General features: G+C 74.8%; 3 protein-coding genes. 2 read left to right on the top strand and 1 reads right to left on the bottom strand.

Annotated elements, in window-relative coordinates:
• Window positions 1-107: 107 nt before the first annotated feature.
• Window positions 108-329 carry a DUF3107 domain-containing protein gene (locus Q0L15_RS21280; RefSeq protein ID WP_296606753.1) on the top strand — a complete coding sequence of 74 codons (222 nt, stop codon included), beginning with the start codon at window positions 108-110 and terminating at the stop codon, window positions 327-329.
• A gap of 42 nt (window positions 330-371) precedes the next feature.
• Entirely contained in the window at window positions 372-641 is a 270-nt protein-coding gene (locus Q0L15_RS21275) for a GlsB/YeaQ/YmgE family stress response membrane protein (protein ID WP_296606751.1), read from the top strand.
• Between the two features lie 19 nt (window positions 642-660).
• Here Q0L15_RS21275 and Q0L15_RS21270 read toward each other — a convergent pair.
• Window positions 661-1,860, bottom strand: a 1,200-nt coding sequence (locus Q0L15_RS21270; RefSeq protein ID WP_296606750.1) for a SpoIIE family protein phosphatase, incomplete at its 5' end; no start/stop codon positions are given.

Raw genomic sequence — 1,860 nt, 5'->3', positions numbered from 1 at the left:
GTGGCGCGGCATCCGCGGCTACCCCAAGTCCGACGAGAACTGAGACCCCGCTCCATCCCCCGTCCCACCATCGCAAGCCCAGATCGCAAGCCCAGAAGGAGGACCTCGTGGAGGTCAAGATCGGCGTGCAGAACGCCGCGCGTGAGCTCGTTGTCGAGACCGACCAGGAGGCCGACCAGGTCGAGAAGCTGGTCGCCGAGGCCGTGTCGAGCGAGGGCGTGCTGACGCTGACCGACACCAAGGGCCGCAAGGTCATCGTCCCGGCCGCCAAGCTCGCCTACGTCGAGATCGGCCACGGAACCCTCGGGCAGGTCGGCTTCCGCAGCTGAGGCTGTTGAGCCTCCCGCCGCAGGCGGAGGAGGATCGCCCCCATGCTCTCCGCGCTCCTGTGGGCCTTGATCGGCGGCACCGTCATCGGGCTGCTCGGCAAGGCGGTCGCGCCCGGCGACCGTGACAACGTGCCGCTGTGGCTGACGGTGGTCTGCGGCATCGGCGGCGTGCTGATCGGCGACTTCCTCTACCGCCTCGTGTTCGCCGAGGACAACCGCGGCGTCGACTGGTGGCGCCACGTCTGGCAGGTCGTCGTGGCGGCCGTCCTGGTCGCGGTCGCGTCGGGCACGACGGGCCGCAGCCGCCGCTGAAGTCTCATGCGCGGCGGGCTCAGGCGGTCGAGCACGGGATGCCGGCGGCGCCCAGCACCTGCTCGGCGACGCTGCCCGCTGCCGCGACGAGGCTGAGCGAGGCCGAGCCGCTCCCCCAGCTCATCGCCTCCGCGAGGACCCGGACCCCGGCGCTGGTCAGCAAGGCGGCCGGCGAGAGGTCGACGACCAGCGGCGCGGTCCCCACACGGGTGTGGTGCAGCAGGGCGACGCGCAGCACCCCGGCCGCGTCCCCGTCGACCTCACCGCCGACGCGCACCCGACCCGGCCCCACCACCGCGACGTCGAGCGCCGCACCGCGGTGGACCTCCGGCACGCTCGTCGGGGAGCGGAACATCGTGACCGGCCGCCCGATGCGGTGGTGGATGGTCGCGACGGTCCCTTCGTGACGACGGTCGAGCTCGAGATGATCGATCAGCCCGCCCGCCATGGCCAGGCCGCGGCCGCGGCCCGCGCGCTCGTCGGCCGGCCGCCAGCGGCCGCCGTCGTGGATGGTGAGCACCACCTCGCCCACGGCGGACAGGTGCGCCCGCACGACGACCGCGCCCGGACCGGGGTCCTCGGAGTCGGCGTACGCGTGCTCGACCGCGTTGGAGACGAGCTCGCCGGCGGCGTGCAGGAGCGCGCTCACGTCGAGCTCTCCGGGCCGCAGGTCGTCGAGCCAGTCAGCGAGCCGGATCCGCGCCTCCCGCACCGCGGCCGCCGTCGCGGGCAGGTGGAGCTCGAGCGGCGGCGCGGACGGCATCCGCTCGGCGCCCAGCAGGACCACGTCGTCACGGGGACCCCCCGGGGCCACGTCGGCGAGCACCCGTTCACACACCCGGTCGACGGTCCCGCGGATCCCGTGCCCGCCGCCGAGCGAGCCGACCACCGCGTGGGTCAGCTCGCAGAGCGTGCGGCCGGATCGCGTCGCGCCGCTCGCGGCGTCGGAGTGCAGGGCCAGCATCTGGCCGGGCTCGAGCGTGTGGGTGAGCGTCGGGTACGTCGATCCGAGCCCGAGCGCGGCCGCTCCGGTGGGCGGCAACCGGCGCGCGCCGTCCACGGGATCGACCACCAACGGAGCCGGGTGGCCGGCGGTGCAGTAGGTCAGCTCACCGGTCTCGGGCCCGACGATCGCGAGGACGATCGTCGTGGCGGCGGCGCGAGGCAGGCCGGGGACCAGGCCGCCGACCGCGGCGAGCGCGTCATCCGGGCCGCACCC

This window comes from Nocardioides sp., assembly GCF_024509035.1.
In the GTDB taxonomy this organism is placed as follows: domain Bacteria; phylum Actinomycetota; class Actinomycetes; order Propionibacteriales; family Nocardioidaceae; genus Nocardioides.
Note: the sequence above shows the minus strand (reverse complement) of the source record. Positions and strands in the feature narration are given on the sequence as shown.